Origin of the sequence: Novacetimonas hansenii JCM 7643 (assembly GCF_000964405.1) — a bacterium.
Classification (GTDB): domain Bacteria; phylum Pseudomonadota; class Alphaproteobacteria; order Acetobacterales; family Acetobacteraceae; genus Novacetimonas; species Novacetimonas hansenii.
Genome location: NZ_BANE01000029.1, coordinates 1 through 20,477 on the forward strand (window position 1 = coordinate 1; position 20,477 = coordinate 20,477).

Consider the following 20,477-nt stretch of genomic DNA (forward strand, 5'->3'; position numbering starts at 1 on the left):
ACAAGGATACCAACCGCCAGCGCAAGCCCGCCAAGCGTCATGACATTGATCGTCTGTCCCGCGATATGCAGGCCGATGATCGCGCACAGGATGGCAAGGGGGATGGAGGTTGCAATGATGACGGTGGGACGCCACGACCCAAGGAACAGCAACACGACCATGCCCGTCAGGAATGCCGCCGTCAGCATTTCACGCACGACGTCGAAAATCGAATCTTTCACAAAGACAGAGGCATCGCCCAGGATGCTGACCTTCACGTCGGGGGGCAGCAGTTTCTGTATCCGCGGCAGCAGCGCCTTCGCCCCGGCCACGACATCGAGCGTGGAGGCATCGCCACTTTTCATGACCACGATTTCCACACCCTGCTTGCCCTTGACCAATACAAGGTTCGTTTGCGGATGGCCGCCACGATAGACCTCGGCCACGTCATGTACGTAAATGACGGCATTGCCCACGCGCTTGACAGGGATATCACCCAGTTCCTTCATCGAACGTGGTGTGGCGTTTGTCTGCACCATCCAGTCCGTGGCAGAGATTTTCTGGTCCCCGGCCGGCAGGACGATATTTTGTCCGCGCAGGGCGTTTTGTACATCCATGGCGGACAGGTGATGCGCCTGCAACTGCTGCTGGTTCAGGGCGACCATGACAAAACTGTCCATGCCGCCATAGGCCTGCGGCACCACGGCGCCGGGCACGGTCACAAGCAGGGGGCGCACGCGGATCATCGCCAGCTTGAACAGGTCAGAAGGCGTCTGCCGGTCCGATGTGACCTGCAGCGTCAGTACCGGCACGGACGAGGCATCAAGGCTCATCACCATGGGGGCGGGGATGTTTTCAGGAAGCTGTTTTATGACCGTCTGGGAAATCGCGGTCACTTCGGCTTCGGCCTTGCCGATGTCGGTTCCGGGCTGAAAGTATATGTTGACTATACCACGGCCGTAATACGAACTGCTTTCCATATGCTCGATGCCCTCGACTGTCGAGGTTACCATCAGTTCGTAATTATATATGATACGGCCGGCGAATTCTTCGGGCAGCATACCGCCATAGGTCCAGACAACGGACACCACGGGAATGCGGATGTTCGGGAACACGTCCGTCGGCGTACGCAATACCGACATGATGCCAAAGACCACGATAAGGATCGACAGCACCACAAAGGTATAGGGCCGACGTAGTGCGGTAACTACGATGGCATTCATGGGATATGTATTTCATGCGTGAAACGGACCCCGCATGCATGGCAAAAGCCATGTATTCAACACGCGGGATTCATTTTTGTTTCCGGGTCCCGGTCATTTCTGACCGCGTATGAACACGAAAGGTTCAGGGTATACAGGCCATATCTGTGAAATGTGACATATGCGTACACTCCGGCAAAGTCGGCAGCAAATGCCTGACATGGGTTCATGGGGTAGCGGCTTGCCCGGTAGATACCTGTTTTTTGACAAAGTATGAACGGAAAATGTTTAAAATATTTTTCTAATACATACAGATTATGATATTATTACTTATAATACATGAGAATATTTTTAAGAAACTTTTGGCGCCATGCCAGAATGGCTGCACTCTGCCTGTTATGACACGCATCCCAAACGGGATGCAGAAAGCCGCGATTATGCCCTTCGGTCATGCCCTTCGGTCATGCGTTCACATTGCATCCTTACGGGATCATGGCTCGACAGCGGGGTGTCCGCATGGCAAGAAACCGCGAAATCTGGACGATAGGACATCGTCGCGCGCCAGCCCTTGCACCTTGAATGTCCGCGATGCCCTGCGGCATGATGCCGGAGGACATAAGGAGAGTGTATGAAGCCCGACGCCAGTGAGGACCAGCCCAAACCCGGCCTGAGGGAGCGCAAGCAGGGCCGCGTCCGCGCCACCGTGATTGCAGAGGCAATGCACCTGTTTTCCGCGCAGGGATATGACCAGACGACAGTGGACGAAATCGCCGATGCGGCCAGGATTTCGCGGCGCACACTGTTTCGCATGTTCGCGACCAAGGGGGACATCGTCCTTGCATGGACCCGTGGCATGACACAGAGCCTGAGTGACGCGCTGGCGGCATGCACACTTGATATGCACCCCGCCGATGCAATGATGCATGCCTTTACCGCGCTGGTTCCGCAGATCGCGGAGAACAGGAAAGATACTTACGCGTTCGTATTCCTGATCGAAAAGACACCTTCGCTACAGACAGTCAGCTTCCAGAAATATGCCAAGTGGGAAGACTGCCTTGCCGAAGGGTTGGCGAAACGTATGACCGACCGGAAAAGCCGTCGCGCTGCTGCCCGCCTGATGGCGCGTGGTGGCATCGCCATCTTTCGTACTGCCCTTGATGAATGGATACGCCTGAAGGGGCGGCCCGCGCTCGTGCCGCTTTTGCAAAAGACCTATGAATTACAGTCCGCCCTGTGGCCCACGTCCGCCGGGCACGAACCCGTCATCGCGGTGTGATACGGGAGGCAAGGGGCCGCGCCGGTGCAGACAGCCGCTGCCCGACGCCTTTGTTCAAACGGCTATCGCGAAGCAGCCCCGTCATAGAGACACAGAACGGTCTTCACGGCTTCAATGGTGATCTGTCGTGGGTCGCGGGGGATGTGCCCCGTGCGGATCTGTTCATAAAGGCCGGGCAGAAACTGGCTAAGCAACGGGTCCGGCATGCCTGTTTCCCGCAGATCGGAAAACAGGTTTTCCACAGCCTCGCGCGCTTCAGGAAGCGCCCAGTAATAACGGATACGGTCGCTGTATGAATAATGCCGTAACCATGAAACCTGCTGATCCGTCCCCGCGTAGTGCCCTGCCCAGTATCCCGGCCTGTCGGTCATAAGACGGTCCATCGTGTCATGTAGCCTGTCACCACCAGGTCGCAGCGCAGCACGGATGCCGTCAAGCGCATATAGTGCTTCCCTGAGGGCGAAAGTCAGGCCCGGTCCGACCTTCAGGATGGCGAACCCATCTTCCACCAGTTCGCGCAACGCGACTGCGGGTTGGTAATCTGTGGAATGTGCCTCAAAAACCAGTCCCGGCATGCGGGGCAGTGTATCAATCAGGTCGCGTGCGGCGTCACGCCGGTAAAAGGCGACATTGTCCACCCCGAATTCCACGCCCGGCTGCACCACAAGGGCAATGACACGCTTCCACACATCCTCGCCCAGTGCGGTCGTGAACATGTCCTGATGGATGCGCAATGTCTGTAGCGCCGCAGCCGGTGCGGTCGGTTTCAGGTGGTCAAGGGCATCGGCCACACCACCCGGAACCGGCACTTCGGTTCCGATGACATAAGCCGCCTGCCCGGGACGCGCCGCCTCGGCTGATGCCGCAAGTCCGCATGCCCGTTCGGCCACGATTTCGTCCGACAGGGCTGCCGCTTCGCCCCGGCACCCCATGCTGGCATCGAGGTGAAGCTTGACGAATCCTGCCTCGGCATAGGCACGGACCATGGCCTGTGCCCGTTCCATGGCCTCCGTCGCCGGCAGGGATTTCCATGGGTTAGGCCCCAGATGGTCCCCCCCAAGAAGGATAAGGCCCCGATCGCAACCGACCCGCATTGCGATATCCCAGACCATATCCCGAAAGGCCACCGGCGTCATACCGGTATAGCCGCCTTCCTGATTGACCTGATTGCAGGTGGCTTCGATCAGGACGGAGCGCCCTGTCTGTGCCGCACGCGACAGGGCGGCTTCCAACACCAGCGGATGGGCGGAACATACCGATGTCATACCCCGCCGCGCCTGTGGCGGGATCGTGCTGTCGTGGGCCTGATGTGCCAGCGCGAGGAGCGGGGCTGCGGCTGTGGTCATGACGGGCTATCCTTATTGGGCAATGGCGACGCGGGACTGCCCGTCAGGCAATCTTGACCACCTTGGTCAGGTGACGGGGGGCCAGCGTGTCAAGGCCACGCATACGTGCCACGTATTCACCAAGCAGTTGCAGGACAGGCAGGCAGACCAGCGGCCGTACGTCCGCGCCCGTCGCAATCGGCAGCTCCACCGTGCCGGGACCGCCAAGACCCAGCACACGGGCCCCTTTTGCCATCAGTTCACGCGCCAGAAGGCTTTCTTCCTCCAACGTATCGGGATGATACAGGAAGATAACAAGTGAACGTTCGTCAATCAGGCTGACCGGGCCATGGCGATATTCCAGCGGATGATGTGCCTCAGTCTGGCTCAGGCTCATTTCCTGCAGTTTCAGCGCCCCTTCGCGCGCGACACCGTAAAGCGCCCCGCTGCCGAGGAAGACGAAATGCGAACGCCCCTCGATCTGTTCCTTCAGGTGCCGGTCCGCCGCCGCAAGCAGGTCGTGTGCCGCGCGCGTGGTCGAGCTGTCCATCGTGACACCCGCGTAACGCAAGCCCATCAGCAGCATCAGGCTGGCGGAGGCCGTCATGACGATGCCTTCTTCCGGGTGGGTCTGGGCCACCATCAGCGTGTCCGCCTGATCACACAGGGCGCTGCCGGGTGCGCAGGTGAAGGCCGTGACCTTCAGGCCGGCTTCACGGCTGGCTTTTGCCGCGGCAACCGTTTCGGTGGATTCCCCACTGCGGGAAAGGGCGATGACATGGGGGGCGATTTTCGTGGGGATGTAGGAACTGCGGCGGCAGGTCCATTCATTGCCCGGTATGGCACGCGACAATACCCCATGTTCATTCAGTGCGGTTGCGATGGAATCCGCGATATGGACGGATGTACCACATCCTACGACGACATGGACGTCATCCGCACAGGGCGGGACAGGTTCATCCATGACCTGGTCCCAAAGTGGAAACTGCTCGCGGATACCGCGTTCCGTTGCATTCATTGATGGATCCTTTGTCTGACAAGTGCATCCGGGATATGCCCGGGTTGAAAAAACAGGCTTACCTGTGCAGCCCTTCAAGGGTGTGTGACAGGCGTTCGGTCCATGCCGTACCGGTCTGCCACTGCGCCAGTTGCGCAGCCCGCAGGATCACGCCCCCGATGGGCGGAAGCCGCGGCGCCTGTGGCGTCCCGCAAAAAACCGACAGTGCATGGCGTAGATAGACACTGTTGAATGTGCCGCCGGTATAACTCCATGGCAGGGCCGGGCGCGACAGCCCCTCCCGCGCCACTGCGACATGCCGTGCGAGGTGGGCGGCCGCGCGATCCAGGATGGCGCAGGCCTGTTGGTTGCCCTGTGCCGCCATTTCACTGACCCCATGCGCCAACGCGGCTACGGCCGAACGTTCATGCGACAGGCCGCCATACCACTCAAGCAGCGCCGGCCCGGCAAGGGCAGGGGAGGAGGGAAGGCCCATGATGCCGCACATCGGTGCGATAAATGCCCGCGCATCCGCCGCGCGCCCATCCAGCGCCTGCGTCAGGAGCGAGAGGGCTTCACGCCCGATCCAGAATGCACTTCCTTCATCCCCGAACAGCGGCCCCCAGCCCCCGACACGCAGACTGTGCCCGGTTTCGTCGTTTGCCCATCCCATCGACCCCGTACCCGACAGGACCAGAACCCCCGGCGCACCTGCAAACGCACCGCTACACGCCATTTCCACATCATTGCGGACGACATACTTATCCATGGGTATATCGAGGATCTCGCCCAGGGCCTTGTCCTGCTGTGCCGTGATGCTCCGACTTTCCCCATATCCCGCCAGCCCAAGTGCAACGGCGGCAATATGGTGTGGAATATCATTCAAAAGATCGGCCAGAACGGTGCGCCAGTCGGAACGGTCGAACGGGTTGGACCCCGGCCCCTTGCGCGTCAGGACGACATTTGCATCACGATCGACCACGACCAGCAGCGTCTTGGTGCCCCCGCTATCCACCGCGACAAGGCATGGCGTGTCACCCGTATGCGCTGACGGGTGTTTCATGCCAACAGGCCGATGGTGGAACAGGGAATCATATGGTTCATGATCGGCACTATAGAAATCCTCATTGTCCACCCAATGAGACAGCCCCACGATATGGGGCAGGTTGCATTATGGCACGGGCGCCTGTCCCGCAGGGAGTGCGTCCATGGATATGCTTCGCGTTTCGCGCTTTTCATGTCAAGTCAAAGAATTGATTGTTTATGATCTTTTTGGGGATGAATTTTGAATATTTCCCTATGATCCATACATGATATGACATGAATCCCCAAATTCCATGATCATCATATTATGAAAAACAACAGAAATTTTATGAAACGACAGAGAAAAATATAGATTCTCCGTTGATGGTGCGAGAATGATGCACATAAATATCATACATAATCAAAAAAACGATTGCATAAGATCGTTCCGGCGTCAGATTCATCAGGAATCGTCCAATTGGTCAGCAAGGCCGAAATTGAGGAATCCCGAATGACAGATACACGTGGCTGCCGCGCAGCCCTTGCCCTGACGCTGGCGGCGCTGCCCGCACTGCTTGGTACGCCTGATGCGCGGGCGCAGGCACACGCGGCGATACCGTCGCTGTTGCCACAACCTGCCAGCATGTCGATGCAATCGGGTTCGTTTTTTATTCCGGCATCCCTGAATGTCACCATCGACGGGGTGGATGCCCATGGGGCTGCAACCCTGTTCGACAGGTTGCATGCACCACATGGACCGATCCTGACGCTGGTGCATGCCGGGGGCGCGCAGGTCAGGATGCGGCTGGTTGCGAATGCCCTTTCCCTTCCTGCGCAGGGATATGAACTGCGCGTGGACCATGGGGGCATTGTTGTGACGGCCCGCGACATGACCGGACTGTTTTATGGTGCGGTCAGTGTTTCGCAACTTCTCGGGGCGGGACAGAAAACCATCCCTGCAATGCGGGTACGCGACTGGCCGCGCCTGCAATGGCGGGGGGTCATGCTTGATTCTTCGCGGCATTTCCAGACACCTGATGAAGTGCGCGCCCTGATTGACGCCATGGCTGAACTGAAGCTTAACGTCCTGCACTGGCACCTGACGGATGATCAGGGATGGCGGCTGGAAATCCGGCGTTATCCTGAACTGACGCGGATAGGGGCATGGCGTCGCGCGCAGGATTCCGGCCCGAAAGGGGATGGTGCGACCTATGGCGGGTTTTATACGCAGGACGAAATACGCGCCATCGTGGCGTATGCTGCCGAACGACAGATCACGATTGTCCCGGAACTCGACATGCCCGGTCATGCGCAGGCGGCGATTGCGGCTTATCCCAAGGTAGGGTCAGGGGGCACCCCGACGCAGGTTTCCACGACGATGGGCGTGCATTCCTACCTGTATAATGTCGATGATGACACCTTCACCTTCATTGACAATATCCTTGACGAAGTCATGGAGCTTTTCCCCTCCCGTTTCATACATATCGGGGGTGATGAGGCGGTAAAGGATCAATGGAAACACTCCCCCAGTGTACAGGCGCGCATGCATGAACTGGGCATTCATGACGAAGAAGCCTTGCAGAGCTGGTTTGTCGAACGGTTGGGAAAATATCTGTCCGCCCATGGACGTCGCCTGATCGGCTGGGATGAAATCCTCAAGGGTGGCTTGCCTGCTTCTGCATCGGTCATGTCGTGGCACGGCATTGATGGGGCGATCACGGCCGCCCGGGCCGGGCATGATGCCGTCATGGCGCCGTCGAACACGCTTTATCTTGATTACATGCAGACCAACCGCAATGACGAACCGACTGGCGGACGCTATCCGGCGGAATCCGTGTCCACTGTCTATCATTTCGACCCGCTGCCGCCTGGAACGCCGGAAGCGGTGCGACAGCATGTGCTGGGTGTAGAAGGGGCAATCTGGACGGAATACCTGACATCGGGCACAGCCGCGATGCAGGCGGCCTTTCCGCGTCTCGACGCGATGGCGGAAATCGCATGGACCCCACGTGAACGACAGGACTGGCAGGGGTTCACCACACGCCTGAAGGACGAGATCGCACGTCAGCTATCCTATGGCGTGCCGGTAAACCAGATGGGGTATGCCGTCGATATCACAACCGCCCCGGCAACCGATGGACATTACGATGTGACCCTGTCCAACCAGATCGGGCAGGGGACAATCCGCTATACCCTTGACGGTGGTAATGTGGATGCGAACACACAGCCTTATGTTCATCCTTTTGTCGTGACGGAAGGGACCGTCATCCATGCCGCCGCGTTTGACCAGAGCGGCATGCAGCTTGCCCCCGTCACGGCACGCACCCTCACCACGACAGAGGTCGCGACGAGAAGTGGGACACAGTTCAAGGCCTGCGCAGGCGGTCGTCTGTCGGTTCGGGTGCCTGCCACCCCGGATGCAACTGCCGCCCCATATGTGACCATTGACCGCACACGTGACTGCGTCATGTATCCGTCGGCTTCACTGACCGGGGCGCAGCAGCTTTCGGTTCGGATGATGCCCCTCACGCACTTCTTCAACACTCCGCTTGATGGCGATCCGCAGGCACCGGCACTGGGTAAGGATGCGCCACACCACGCCGTAAGCATCTGGTTGGACCGGTGCGAGGGAAAACCTCTTGCAACCCATCGCCTACCCCATCATCCAAAGCCCGGGCAGGCGATAGAGCTTGTGCTTTCGCTGCCGGCGCAGGGGACGCATGACCTGTGTGTGGCCGTGCCGGAGAACAGGGAAAAGTTTTATTATGCTTTCCAGAAGCTGTCGGTAACCGAAGTTACAGGAAATACCGGTAGTAAATGATATGGTTCCATGGAATGTTTCAGCAACCATGTCGCCATAACGCCAGTTTATGCCGTGATCGTCAGGTGCAGCAGGACCGGCACCCGGGCGCTCATGGCATTGACCGCATATGTCGCTGTGGCTAGTTTTTGCGTGCCCCATGCGGCTGTCCCGTGGCTGTACCAGCCGTCGCGGGATGGGGCATTTCTATTTTTTCAGGAGAATCAATGTGGCGCCCGACCGTCTGACGCAGATCCGTCGCTATCTATACCTGAACGGTGCGACAGGGGTTCATGAACTGGCGGAAAAGGTGGATGCTTCCCTTGCCACGATCCGGCGCGACCTGCAGAGGCTGGAGGAGCAGGGCATCATAATCCGGACCCATGGTGGCGCCACAATTGCGGATTCCGTGGGGTTGGAAATCGCGTTCGAGGCCCGGGAGAACCAGAATCTGGAAGATAAGCGGGCAATCGCCGATGCCGCTTTCGCCATGCTGCGCCCCAATACCGCGATCTTTCTGGATGCGGGCACCACTGTTTTGCAACTGGCGCGGCGACTGCGGCTTGATCCGATGCCGCTTACGGTCTTTTCCAACAATATTTCCGTGGCCGAGGCCCTGATGGGCCTCGATCATATCCAGGTCATCCTGCTGGGCGGTCGCGTGCGGCAAAGCAATCGCAGCGTGGTCGGCGCACTGTCCGAACAGGTTATCGAAGGATTGTGGTTCGATCAGCTCTATCTTGGGGCCAGCGCCGTCCAGCCAGACTATACCATCGCCACCCCCGACAGTGATGAAGCCAGTCTGAACGCCGCCATGCTTAAACATTCAAGCGAACGCTACCTGCTTGTCGATAGTGGGAAGTTCGGCCGGCATTCCACCTATCGCGTCGGGCGACTGGATCAGATCACACAGATCTTCACTGACGCGCATCTGAGCGAGGAGTGGATCGCCCGCATGCAACAGCTCAATATTCCCCTGACGCAGCCAGAAAACCTGGTCGAATCCATCGCCTGACCCGGCCACGCACGATATTTCGTGTAACATATGAAGCGTTGCAGGATGCTGCCTTTCCGAAAGTAAGGCAGCATCCTGTATTACATATGCCCATCAAACGACGGTTTTTAGCTGCGCCGCCCCAGGGCTTCATCAAACTGCGCCCAGCTATCGGCAAGTTCGATGACAGTGCGCGTACGGCGTGCCTCTTCAATCATGAAAATCAGCAGCCCCGCCTCCAACGCGTCGATGGCGGAAACCGGCAGCGGACGGCCCTCGGTCACATGGTCATACACGTCTGCCGCCATCTGCTCATCCGCGCCATAATGCAGTGACAGTGCGGTGCTGCGGGGGAATGCCTTGTCCATAACGCATTCACTGGTGCGCGCGTCATGCATCTTGAGGAATCCACGAATGAAATCGCCCTCGGCCATGCCCTGCGCACCAATGATACAGAAACGACGGAACTGATCCGCTACATTCGTATTGGCATGAAAGGCAAGGGAGGCACCATTTGCGTATTCAATAAGCGCTGTCTGGCTGTCAACAATGTCAGCATCGCTGTCAAAAACCTTGTCGGTTCCCATCCAACCGCTGGGCTTACGGAAATAAACTTCGGTATCATTGACACCCCAATTGGTCGGCATGTTTTCGGGTGTGAAGCTGCGTCGCCCACCAAAACTGGCGACCCGCATGGGGCGTGCGCCCACAATGCTGTTGTAAAGATCAAGATCATGGCAGCATTTTTCCATCAGAAAGCCGCCTGAATACTTCTCATAACGCCGCCAGTCGCGCATGAAGAATGCCCCGTGGAACGGTGCAATATGTTCTGCCGCCTCAATGGAGGCAATATCCCCAAGGATGCCCTGTGCCTGCGCACGACGAAGCTCGGTATAAAGCGGGGCATAGCGCATCACGAGCCCGACCATGAGCTGATCCGCGGGGAAACGTGACAGCAATCGCGCCAGTTCAAGTGTCTGTTCAAGATCCGTGACGACCGGTTTTTCACTGAAGATCTTGACGCCGTGTTCCAGCCCGATGCGGATATGTTCAAGGTGACAGAAATTGGGCGACCCCACCATCAGGAGGTCAAGCTTTTCCGTGGCCAACATTTCCTCAAGGGAGGAAAAATGCCGGCCAGCAGAAATCCCGCGTTCCTGCATGGATGGCAGGCCAGCGGGTTCAGGGTCCACATAACCCACGATCTGGAAATCAGGTCGCACCTGAGTGAAAACATGGGCCAGGTAGCCCAGCCTGTAACCAAGACCAACAATACCAACTTTCATTGACTTCAAAGCTCCATGCTAAAGGGCGGGAATATCGGGCAGGGTGGCATCACGACCGGCTGCCTGCCCTTTGTCTGCGGTAATGCGCATCGCCCAGAGGGAATAGGAAAGGATGAACAGGTACGCCGGGACAAGGATGATCCCAAAGGCGAACCGGAAATCATGCATCGTCGCCAGCCAGACAAACAGTTTAGGCAGGACTGCGCCGCCACTGGTTGCCATGACGGTAATCGCCGTGCCGTGGAGCGTACGACGCCCCAACCCACGAATGGCGACAGGATAGAGTGACGGCCACATCATGGCGTCGGAAAAACCAAGCCCCGCCATGCACCAGACCGACAGCATCCCCGATGTCAGAACCGCCCCCGCAGACAGGAACATGCCCACGGTCGCAGCAAAGGCGAGGAACTGCAACTGCGACATGATACGGGGAATAACCGCCAGTCCACACAGATAGCCAACGATCATCATGCAGAATGTCAGCGAGGTGAAAAATTTGGTGTTATCGACATCAAGGCCAAGGTGATTGCCATACGTGCCGATGGCATCGCCAGCAATGGCTTCCACCCCGACATACAGGAATAGGCACGCAGCCCCCAGCCATAACAGCCATTGTCCATGTCCAGACGGCTGCTGTCCCGGATTTTGTGCCTCTCCATCTTCCATGGCGTGAAAGCGCAATGGCGGCAGTGTGATGAACCTGATCACCAGCGCCGTCATCGCCAGCCCTGCCGCCAGCAGCAGGTATGGCAACACGATCCGATGTGCAAAATGGCTGAGCAGGGCGGCTCTGCCGGCGAGATCGGTGGTTGTGGACAGGGCCCGGGTCGTGCTGCCCAATGTACTTAGCGTAGTTTTGCCAAACACGACGGGAACAATGATCCCTGCTGCCTTATTGCACAGACCCATGATTGCAATGCGCCATGCCGCCGAATCAAAAGGCCCCATCCCCGTCACATAAGGATTGATCGTAATCCCCAACAGGGTCACGCTGCTGCCGGTTACGAACAGCGCAGCAAGGGCGCCGGGATAGAACTGCATGACGGAACACAGCACAAACCCGATGCATCCCCCCGCCATGCCCAACAGGGACAGCATCATGCCCGGTTTGGCACCAAGCCGTCCCGTGAGCCACGCACAGGGAAATGCCGCAAGAAGGTGGGCCGTATAGAATACGGTCGGAATCAGGAACGTTTTGTTATCATCAAGAGAGAATGCAACCTTGGAGAATGCGATCAGCGGTCCGTTGATCCATGTCAGCACCCCGATAATAAAAAACAGGAACCCCATCAGCATCATCAGTCCACGCATGTTCATGATATGCGCCGATCCCGTGCGAGGCATGGATGATGATGTAGATGGTGTGAAATCCATGCCGGAACTTCCCTGAAACATTCTCTGGCAACATCTTTGTCGTTCAGTCGCATCATATGCAAGCATGAAAATGATTGATTTGGTCAGATTCGATATGATCCTGCGCAAAATAGCGAGAGGAATCCACGCCCTCTATCGAATCATGCCATGGAAACGGCATAAAAAATCATGAACAATCATATTTATGATCTTATTATGCTATAACATGATAGGGCGGGACAATGTGCGTTACGGGCATGTATCAAGGTATAATTACTAACTTTATGATATAAATATAAGTTTTTTGTAAAAACAAACTTTTTCTATACTGGATACCATCCGTTTTTCGGTGATTTCCCATAGTGTGAGAAAAGTCACACTTGACAGTTTTTTGCGCATCAAGCCGCGGATAACGACCAAAATGATCGTTTCACGCAAAATATATCTTGAAATGTGCGCGTTTATGACGCCACAAATCTTTATGAAAACGGAATGAAATCACAGATGGCATCGCTATCCATGATTCCAGTTCGCGGATTTACGTTGTCGTCCCATAATGAAACGGTGGAGAAGAAGGTGTTGAACCCAAGCAGGAAGACCCTGATTCTATGTTGCACAACCTTTATCGCGCTTGATGCGGGCGCATTGCTGTCCAAGGCCATGGCGCAAACCGTCAGCGTGCATACGACGCATCACACAAGGGCGGCCCCGACGACCACACATGCCGCGACCCAGCCAAAAGCCAAGGGCGCGTCGTCCACAGCCGCCACCACGGCCACCCCATCAGGCGTACAGGCCAGCGGCAAGGCCGAGGTCCTGACCGTCCATGCACGTGGGATCAGTTCGGCCACCGGGGTGACGAACACGACGCCGGGTGGCGGCCTGATGGCTGTGCAGACGGCCGCCCGTTCCCAAAGTGGCATGACACGCGACTATATCGCCAAACAGAGCCCTGCCGTTTCACCGGGCGTCATGCTCTCGGCCATGCCGGGTGTCGTCGGGGGGGCATCTGACCCTTATGGCGGTTCAACCCATGATGGCCTGACCGTGCGTGGCCTGACACAGGGGGAAATCGGCTTTGTCATGCAGGGAATCCCGCTTGGCGATCCGGTCAATCCCAATATTTTCAGTGCTGATATGGTGGATAATGAAAATCTGTCATCGGTCACACTGACACAGGGCAGCAGCGATATCTCCGCTCCTTTTTACAGCGCGGTTGGCGGCCAGGTTAAGATGGATACCGTAAACCCGAGTTCGCGTTTCGGTGGCCTTGTTGATCTCAGCTATGGCAACAACAACATGCGCCGCGAATTCCTGCGGCTTGATTCCGGGGAACTTGGCCATACCGGAATCCGTGCCTTTGTATCCTATTCCAACAACCGTTATGACCAGTGGCGTGGTCCCGGCAACGTCGATCGCAACCACATTGATTTCAAGGCCGTAAAGGAATGGGGGAACGACAACAGTATCACCGCCAACTTTGGCTGGAATCACCAGACAGCGCAGGCGCTGCGTTATCCCACCATGGCGCAGTACGAACAGTATGGTAACAACTATAACTGGGATCGCAGCTATACCCCGGGCGATACGAGCTATCATAAGTTCCACACAACACAGCGCGTCGATACGCTGGGAAGCCTCCAGCTTCACCTCAATCTGCATCATGGGCTGACGCTTAATGTCACGCCTTATTACATCTCGGATGCCGGGATGTATAATGGCGGTGAAAACCTCCATGCAACGGGAAGCTACCTGGGCAGCCAGGCACTGGGTACGCTCGACCTGCCTTATGCCACCAATGGCACGACCACCGCCATGAGCTTCGACCATGAATTCGAATCAACCGGCGGCATTACGACGCAGCTTTCATGGAAAAAAGGGAACAATACACTCAGCGTAGGTGACTGGTACGCCTATCTGCAGCATTCCGAACTTGAATCCTTCACCGCAGCAAATTACCAGGGCGGCGTCAGCAATTCGTTCGGAAATGACCCCATTCGTGTCAATGGCCAGATCCTGACTGGCTATAATATCAACTTCAAGCAGCAGACCAATGCGCTGTTCATCAATGACCGCTATGCCGCCCTGCATGGGAAACTGATCCTTGAGGCCGGTTTCCGCGAGGTCATGATCAGCCGTACCGCGACCAACGACATCCCCGGCGAAAACATGCAGGACCAGAGTGGGGGGCCATACCTGAACGGCGGCAATTATGCCGAGCCGCTGCCCCAGTTTTCGGCGACCTATTTCATCTCTCCGCATGACCAGATCTATATCAACGGCACGACATCATTCCGTGCGCCTGGGTCGGAAGAAATCTATGTTGACCTGTGGGATCCGAACGGCGGTGGCGTCCCGACCATGCAGCGTCAGAAAAATCCCAAGTCCGAATTCGCCATTGGTGAAGAAGTTGGTTATCGACACAAGGGATTTGTCAATTTCTCACTTGCGGCGTTCAACTACAACCTTGTTCATCACCAGGTCAATTCGTCAAACTATATCGGCACCGAACTCGTGACGCAGCCAATTGACATGGGGGGGGAAACCATCCGTGGTTTCCAGGCGGAATTCGCCCTGCGTCCGTGGCATCATTTCAGCCCGTATGTCGCGTTCCAGTACCTGCACACAACCATCGACAGCAATTTCAAGGAAGGCAATGTCTATCTGCCGACCGCAGGCAAGACCATGGTCATGAGCCCGACCGAAAGTGGCTCCGCTGGTGTGAACTATGATAACGGCCACTTCTTCGGCAACCTGTTCGTCAGTTGGGCCGGCCGTCAGTATTCGACCTTCATGAATGACCAGTCGCTGCCAGCCTATGCCGTGGGCAACATTACCGCAGGTTATCGTTTCGGCAACTTCTCCTACCTGCATCATCCGCAGATCCAGATCAACGTGACCAATTTCGCCAATGCGCACTATCTGTCAGGTGTTTACGGATATACCGCCAATGCGCATGCCGTGAATGTGGGGGGCACCACTGTCAACGGCAGTGCCCCGACATACTTTGTCGGTGCGACCCCTGCCGTCATCTGCTCGGTCACAACAGGGTTCTGAAGACATGAATGATCAGCTTCATAAAGGCCCCGTTCGCGGGGCCTCGCATAAAAAACGCCTCATGCAGGGACGTGCGAAATGGCTGCGCGTGGCGGGGGGCGCCATGATTGCGGGGGGCCTCCTCGCCAGTGGCGGGAGGGCACGCGCGGATGACATACAGGCGGCACGTAACGTCGTCGCCCGTTTATTGCCCGCCCATGCCGGGCAGGTCACACTTACGCTGCGTCCCGCATCGGGGACAACGGCTGAACATTACCGCATATCGGGCCATAAGGGGGATATCCATGTCACGGCATCAAGTGACAGCGCCCTCCTGTTCGGGCTAAACTGGTATCTGAAATACGTGGCGCATGCAGGCATTTCGCCCAACGGCATCACCCCTCCCGCGATGGCGCAGCTTCCAGCACCTGGCCACCCGATCGAGGGTGAGGCGACGTTCCCGTACCGTTATGCCCTGAATGAAAATACGGACGGGTATACCTCGCCTTACTGGAACTGGGAACGCTGGCAGCACGAACTCGACATCTATGCGATGAACGGGTTGAATACGCTCCTGATCGAACGGGGAACGGATGCGGTCCTGTATCGTACGTTCATGCGCCTGGGTTACAAGGACGAACAGGTACGGTCCTGGCTGAGCATGCCTGCCCATATCAACTGGCAGTTGATGGCGAACATGTGCTGTTATGGTGGTCCTGTCCCACGCGAACTGATTGAAAAACGCGCTGTATCCGCCCAGCAGATCATTGGACGTATGCGCGAACTGGGCATGCGTCCTGTCCTGCCGGGTTTCTATGGCATGGTTCCGGATGATTTTGGCAAACGTTTCCCACAGGCCCATGTGATCGGGCAGGGGGAATGGAACAGGTTCCGCCGTCCAGCATGGCTGGACCCGCGTGATCCGATGTTCGCCAAGGTTGCCGCCATTTATTATGACGAGCAGAAAAAACTCTTCGGCGATGCGCCTGTCTATGACATCCAGCCGTTTCAGGAAGGCGGCACCCCTGGGGATGTACCGCTTGCCGATGCGGGGCAGGGAATACAAAAAGCACTGGATACCGCACATCCGGGTGCGATGTGGATGTTGATGGCATGGTATGAGGAACCCGATGCACGGATGCTGGCCGGTGTGGACCGCAAGCGCCTGTTCATCGTTGACCTTGAGCAGAACACCCGTGTGCGGGAAAACCGCGATGCGGATTTCCAGGGTGCGCCCTTCCTGTATGGTGGTTTGTGGGATTTTGGCGGACGGACATCGCTGGGTGGATCATCGTATGATTATGGCGTACGCCTGCCCGGACTGTGGCGTACACAGAAAAATATGATCGGAACGGCCGTCTTCCCCGAAGGGATGGACAATAACCCGTATATTTTCGACCTGTTTACAGAAGCCGCATGGCGGCGTGACGGCGTGGATACCACGCAATGGACGCGTGATTATGCCGACCGGCGTTACGGGCAGCCGGGGGATGTGCATGCACGCAAGGCATGGGACCTGCTGTTGCACAGTGCATTTTCGTATCGTGCCACCGGGATTCAGGATTTTGGTGAGGCCAGTGCAGCGCCGGATTCCCTGTTCAATGCACAGCCTTCGCTTGATACCCATTCGGCGGCATGGAACGGCATGAAGGTGCTGCCTTATGACCCGCATCTGGTAGAAGCCGCCATGGCGGAACTGCTTCAGGCATCGGATGCCACCCGCGCGACGGAGGCCTATCGCTATGATCTGGTTGATGTCACACGTCAGGCCGTTGCGAATCAGGCACGCGCCATGCTGCCCCAGATCGGGGATGCCTTCGCCGCCAGGGATCGGGCAAAGCTGCATGCATTGACCACCCGCTGGCTGGAACTGATGGACCGCCAGGACAGCCTGCTGGCGACGAACACATTCTTTCGTGTCGGCACGTGGCTGTCATGGCCGCAGGCATGGAGTGACGATCCGGCGCAGCGCAAGCTGATGGATTATGACGCACGCGTCATCCTGACCAACTGGGGTGGCCGGACCGCAAGCCAGGTCGGGCACCTGCGCGATTACGCCAACAAGGACTGGGCGGGCCTGACAAAGGATTATTATCGCGTACGGTGGCAGCTTTTCTTTGACAGCCTTGAGACATCGCTTGCGACAGGGCGACCGCCACGTGAAATCGACTGGTACAAGGTGGGCGAAGAATGGTGCCATAACGGTCGCGTCTATTCCCCCACACCCGAAGGCGACAGTTACACGGTTGCGCGGGACATCCATGACTATCTGACACAAGGGAATATGGCCCCTTCCAAATAAGACCACACTCCCATGCCGCGTCACTGGCCCATGGCCGCTGACGTGGCCCATACACAAAAACAGTCCCTGTCGGCATGACCGACGCCATGCCGACAGGGCATCCGGGAAAGGATCGCCAAGGATATGCAACACTGTCTGAAGCCCTTGCAACGTCTGGAACGGGGGAGGCTCCTTGGTATTGGCCTTCTTTGCATGACGGCACTCGTTGCGCCCCATGCCGTGCGGGCGGATACACTTGCGGCCAATACGTCCACCCCGCTTTCACCCCTGCCGCCCATGGGGTTCAATAACTGGGCACGCTTCATGTGCGTTCCACAGGCACCGCTCGACGGGCAGGACCGGTCGCATTACAGCTTTCAGGATTTCATGACCGATCAGGGGCGCGCCCTTGTTTCCAGTGGCCTTGCAAAAGCAGGCTATAAGACGGTGGTGGTTGATGACTGCTGGATGGAACGCGACCATGACGGACAGCTTTACGGTGCTTCTCACTGGTCTTCCCCGCGTCATGGCGGCAGCACCCAGCCCGGATTCGCACGTGATCTGTCGCCTTACGTTGCGGAACTGCATCGAATGGGCCTGCTGGCGGGGGTTTATAACACCTCTGGCGCCCTGACATGTGAACGTGTTCCCTCTGGCGAAGCCGGGCATCAGGAAGCTGACGCCAAGAAATTCGTCGGATGGGGGGTCGATTTCCTCAAGCTTGATAACTGTGGCGCACCGGAAACCAGCCTGGAAGGGTTGTTCGGACAGATGGGCCACGCATTGGGGGATGCAACGCGGGAGTCCACGCGCAAGATCCTGTTTGATGAATCCGGGCCTGCAGAATTCGGGCCAACCGACCCCCTGAAATATCAGTCCATGGAATGGGTACGCGGATTGGGACAGATGTGGCGCGTGGCCCCTGATGTCGCCACCACCCGCCTTGATGCACAGGGGCATCCGATGGATGACCCGTGGGTCGTGCATGATCCCGCACGTGCAAGCCTTGATGGTGTGTATCAGGCATATACCGATACCGTTGCCCTGTCGCGTTATGTCGGCCCGGGCAACTGGAACGATGCGGATCAGCTCCTGCTTGGGGACAATGGCCTGACAACGGCCGAGGAGCGCAGCCAGATGGGTTTGTGGTCCATCATGGGGGCCCCCCTTGTACTGAGTGCCGACGTCCGGCAGATGGCGCACACTCCCAATGATCCGCATTTCGCACAATCACTCTCCATCCTCAACAACTCGCGTGTGCTCGCGATTGACCAAGATCCGCTGGGGGCGGGGGGATACAGTGTACTGCGTGATAATCCGTCCAATGACAGCGGCACGGATATCGCGCTAAAGCCACTTGCGGATGGCGGTTTTGCCTTCCTCGTCCTGAACAAGAATGCACAACCGGCGGATTACGCGCTGCCGATGTCACGATTGGGGGTGGAGGCACGACATTGCGGGTTGACCCTGACCAATGTCTGGACGGGGGATATTTCCCACGTTCGTGCGGATACAACGCTGCAACTGCACATCGACGGACATGACAACGCCATGTTCCGTGTGGCGCCTGCAGCCTGCGCTGCGCTGAAGCCGGTGGGACAGATCACAACGGTGCAGGCGTCGTTCGGGCGTGCGCCCCTGTGCCTTGACGCAACAAAGGGAAGCCGCGTCATGACGGCCAATTGCTCCGCCAGTCCTGCGCAGCAATGGGTCATGCCCCCCACCAGCGCCGAAGGTCCGATCCATAATGCGGCCTTCGCTGGTAAGTGCCTTGAACTTGATACGACGACTGGTCTGGTTCAGATGGCGGCCTGTCATTCGGGACGGGCGGAACAGACATTCCGTTATCACCTGAACGGAACACTGACGGCAGGGGGCGCCTGCCTTGATGTGGCAGGGGCTGCCGTGACCGCCCCGGGTGAACGGATCATGACCGCGCGCTGCATCGATTGGCGGGTATCGGAAATCTTTTCCGCCCCGCATCATGGTTCCCCGCCTCAATAAGGCGGGGATGGGCATGGTGCAATTGCGCCATGCCCGTTTCCTCAAATCCTGAAAGTTGTCTTATTCACCTGTGGTCATGCAAGGGGCTTTATCTTTCCATGACCTTACGGACACCTTCGCCCAGCAGGTTGAACCCCAGCACCGCGATCGTGATTGCAAGACCGGGGAACAGCGACGGCAGGATGTCGATCCCCAAGTAATTGCGGCCATCACTCATCATCGCGCCCCATTCCGGCGTGGCGGGCGCAACCCCCAGCCCAAGGAATGACAGGCTGGACGCGGTCAGGATCACCGATCCGGCCGTCAGTGTGGATTGCACCAGGATCGGTCCAAGCGCATTGCGCATGATATGGACATACAGGATACGCCATGTTCCCGCACCCAGCGTGCGGGCGGCTTCCACATATTCCGTGCGTTGCAGCGTATGTGTCAGGTTCTGGGCCAGGCGTGCATAAACCGGAATGGAAAAAAGTGAAATCGCCAGAAGCATATTGATAAATCCTGGCCCCAGAAGGCTGAGGATCAGCAGGGCCAGTACAATCCCGGGAAAAGCAAAGACGATATCCACGACCCACATGATCGCCTGTTCCACATATCCCCCCACCAGACCGGCCAGCATACCCGCAAGCGTCCCGGCAACACAGGAGACAAGGACACTGATGCAGACCTCGGCAAGGGAGTAGCGTGTGCCATAGACGATACGGCTGAAGACATCGCGCCCGAATGCGTCCGTGCCGAAGGGATGTCCCCACGACATGGGCTGGAACGTGGCGTACAGATCCTGCGACAATGGATCGGCCGGACTGATGAGCGGGGCGACAAGCGCACCCACCACCAGAAATGTCGTCAGCACCATCCCCACCAGCAAGGAGAGGGGCAGGCGTGAGGCAAGGGCGCGAAAGGGAACAGTCATGACGATAT

The 20,477-nt window shown here is 57.6% G+C and carries 13 protein-coding genes; 6 read left to right on the top strand and 7 right to left on the bottom strand.

The window, feature by feature from the left end; all coding sequences use genetic code 11:
• The coding region (locus B7G66_RS02030) for an efflux RND transporter permease subunit (RefSeq protein WP_048858810.1) at positions 1–1,202 on the bottom strand (1,202 nt) is incomplete at its 3' end.
• Between the two features lie 607 nt (positions 1,203–1,809).
• Between B7G66_RS02030 and B7G66_RS02035 the strand changes: the two genes are divergently transcribed.
• Positions 1,810–2,457: a TetR/AcrR family transcriptional regulator gene (locus B7G66_RS02035; protein WP_003619783.1), complete on the top strand. Its 648-nt coding sequence runs from the start codon at positions 1,810–1,812 to the stop codon at positions 2,455–2,457.
• A gap of 62 nt (positions 2,458–2,519) precedes the next feature.
• On the opposite strand, the gene B7G66_RS02040 is transcribed toward B7G66_RS02035, so the two are convergent.
• Genes B7G66_RS02040 through B7G66_RS02050 form a run of 3 tightly spaced genes read right to left on the bottom strand, consistent with a single transcriptional unit; the run spans position 2,520 to position 5,842 of the window.
• Complete coding sequence (locus B7G66_RS02040; RefSeq protein ID WP_003619784.1) at positions 2,520–3,803, bottom strand: class II D-tagatose-bisphosphate aldolase, non-catalytic subunit; 1,284 nt, start codon at positions 3,801–3,803, stop codon at positions 2,520–2,522.
• A 43-nt stretch (positions 3,804–3,846) separates the two neighbouring features.
• Positions 3,847–4,800: an SIS domain-containing protein gene (locus B7G66_RS02045; RefSeq protein ID WP_003619786.1), complete on the bottom strand. Its 954-nt coding sequence runs from the start codon at positions 4,798–4,800 to the stop codon at positions 3,847–3,849.
• A gap of 58 nt (positions 4,801–4,858) precedes the next feature.
• On the bottom strand, positions 4,859–5,842 hold the full coding sequence (locus B7G66_RS02050) for an N-acetylglucosamine kinase (protein WP_040511914.1): 984 nt from the start codon (positions 5,840–5,842) through the stop codon (positions 4,859–4,861).
• Positions 5,843–6,313: 471 nt separating this feature from the next.
• Between B7G66_RS02050 and B7G66_RS02055 the strand changes: the two genes are divergently transcribed.
• Positions 6,314–8,623 (top strand): beta-N-acetylhexosaminidase, encoded by a 2,310-nt coding sequence (locus B7G66_RS02055; RefSeq protein WP_141312708.1) that lies wholly within the window; start codon positions 6,314–6,316, stop codon positions 8,621–8,623.
• Between the two features lie 208 nt (positions 8,624–8,831).
• On the top strand, positions 8,832–9,617 hold the full coding sequence (locus tag B7G66_RS02060; protein WP_040511916.1) for a DeoR/GlpR family DNA-binding transcription regulator: 786 nt from the start codon (positions 8,832–8,834) through the stop codon (positions 9,615–9,617).
• Positions 9,618–9,724: 107 nt separating this feature from the next.
• Here the strand turns inward: B7G66_RS02060 and B7G66_RS02065 are convergent, their stop codons facing one another.
• Complete coding sequence (locus tag B7G66_RS02065) at positions 9,725–10,882, bottom strand: Gfo/Idh/MocA family protein (protein WP_003619794.1); 1,158 nt, start codon at positions 10,880–10,882, stop codon at positions 9,725–9,727.
• 18 nt (positions 10,883–10,900) lie between these two features.
• A complete protein-coding gene (gene gluP / locus B7G66_RS02070; protein WP_159107942.1) occupies positions 10,901–12,199 on the bottom strand; it encodes a glucose/galactose MFS transporter in 1,299 nt (432 codons plus the stop codon).
• A gap of 555 nt (positions 12,200–12,754) precedes the next feature.
• On the opposite strand from gluP, the gene B7G66_RS02075 reads away from it, so the two are divergent.
• The 3 genes from B7G66_RS02075 to B7G66_RS02085 all read left to right on the top strand — a co-directional run bounded on the left by B7G66_RS02075 (position 12,755) and on the right by B7G66_RS02085 (position 19,556).
• Positions 12,755–15,292, top strand: coding sequence for a TonB-dependent receptor (locus B7G66_RS02075; RefSeq protein WP_159107943.1), 2,538 nt, complete (start codon positions 12,755–12,757; stop codon positions 15,290–15,292).
• Positions 15,293–15,353: 61 nt separating this feature from the next.
• Complete coding sequence (locus B7G66_RS02080; RefSeq protein WP_202795162.1) at positions 15,354–17,573, top strand: alpha-N-acetylglucosaminidase; 2,220 nt, start codon at positions 15,354–15,356, stop codon at positions 17,571–17,573.
• 192 nt (positions 17,574–17,765) lie between these two features.
• Entirely contained in the window at positions 17,766–19,556 is a 1,791-nt protein-coding gene (locus B7G66_RS02085) for an alpha-galactosidase (protein WP_040510777.1), read from the top strand.
• Positions 19,557–19,644: 88 nt separating this feature from the next.
• Here the strand turns inward: B7G66_RS02085 and B7G66_RS02090 are convergent, their stop codons facing one another.
• Complete coding sequence (locus tag B7G66_RS02090; RefSeq protein ID WP_003619802.1) at positions 19,645–20,469, bottom strand: ABC transporter permease; 825 nt, start codon at positions 20,467–20,469, stop codon at positions 19,645–19,647.
• Positions 20,470–20,477 lie beyond the last annotated feature (8 nt).

Coding starts and splice junctions, on each gene's coding strand:
- B7G66_RS02035 (WP_003619783.1), top strand. CDS start 1,810: ATGAAGCCCGACGCCAGTGAGGACCAGCCCAAACCCGGCCTGAGGGAG.
- B7G66_RS02040 (WP_003619784.1), bottom strand. CDS start 3,803: ATGACCACAGCCGCAGCCCCGCTCCTCGCGCTGGCACATCAGGCCCAC.
- B7G66_RS02045 (WP_003619786.1), bottom strand. CDS start 4,800: ATGAATGCAACGGAACGCGGTATCCGCGAGCAGTTTCCACTTTGGGAC.
- B7G66_RS02050 (WP_040511914.1), bottom strand. CDS start 5,842: ATGAAACACCCGTCAGCGCATACGGGTGACACGCCATGCCTTGTCGCG.
- B7G66_RS02055 (WP_141312708.1), top strand. CDS start 6,314: ATGACAGATACACGTGGCTGCCGCGCAGCCCTTGCCCTGACGCTGGCG.
- B7G66_RS02065 (WP_003619794.1), bottom strand. CDS start 10,882: ATGAAAGTTGGTATTGTTGGTCTTGGTTACAGGCTGGGCTACCTGGCC.
- gluP (WP_159107942.1), bottom strand. CDS start 12,199: ATGAACATGCGTGGACTGATGATGCTGATGGGGTTCCTGTTTTTTATT.
- B7G66_RS02075 (WP_159107943.1), top strand. CDS start 12,755: ATGATTCCAGTTCGCGGATTTACGTTGTCGTCCCATAATGAAACGGTG.
- B7G66_RS02080 (WP_202795162.1), top strand. CDS start 15,354: ATGCAGGGACGTGCGAAATGGCTGCGCGTGGCGGGGGGCGCCATGATT.
- B7G66_RS02085 (WP_040510777.1), top strand. CDS start 17,766: ATGACGGCACTCGTTGCGCCCCATGCCGTGCGGGCGGATACACTTGCG.
- B7G66_RS02090 (WP_003619802.1), bottom strand. CDS start 20,469: ATGACTGTTCCCTTTCGCGCCCTTGCCTCACGCCTGCCCCTCTCCTTG.